Below are 801 nucleotides of genomic sequence, written 5' to 3' on the forward strand. Positions count from 1 at the left end.
GAACGGTTCCAGGTGTCGGTTACGACAGCGGCGCGCTGGGCCGCCCGCTACCGGGACCACGGTGAGGACGGGATGCAGGACCGTTCCAGCCGGCCCGTCAGCTCCCCGCAGCGGACGCCGGTGCGGCGGGAGCGGCGGATCATTGCGATCAGGGTCAACCGCCGGTGGGGGCCGGCCAGGATCGGCTTTCTGCTGGGCATCCATSCCTCCACGGTGCACCGGGTCCTGTCCAGGTTCGGGCTGGCCCGGCTGTCCTGGCTCGACCGTGCCACCGGAGGGTGATCCGCCGCTACGAGCACCAAAGCCCTGGTGACCTGGTCCACGTCGACATCAAGAAACTCGGACGCATCCCTGACGGCGGCGGACACCGGAGCATCGGCAGGGCCGCCGGAAACCGCAACAAGACCGGCACCACGGCGAACCGTCGACCGGGCTACGCTTTCCTCCATAACGCCGTCGATGACCATTCCCGGCTCGCTTACACCGAGATCCTGACCGATGAGAAAAAGGACACCGCCGCCGGCTTCTGGGAACGCGCCAACGCCTACTTCGAATCCTGCGGAATCACCGTCAAACGCGTCCTGACCGACAACGGATCCTGCTACCGCTCCCACGCCTTCAAAGACGCCCTGGGCAGGGAAATCAAGCACAAACGCACCCGCCCTACAGGCCGCAGACAAACGGCAAAGTTGAGCGATACAACCGCACCATGCTCGATGAATGGGCCTACGCGAAGCCCTATGCGTCAGAAAGCGAGCGTGTTGCCGCATTCGCCGACTGGCTCCATCACTACAATCATCA

1 pseudogene is annotated in these 801 nt (G+C 64.9%); it reads left to right on the forward strand.

Annotated features, from left to right (window positions below):
- Window positions 1-801: pseudogene (locus AC1DFE_RS24070) on the forward strand (IS481 family transposase); the annotation flags it as partial.

The sequence above is a fragment of the Arthrobacter sp. 05T423 genome (genome assembly GCF_056396245.1).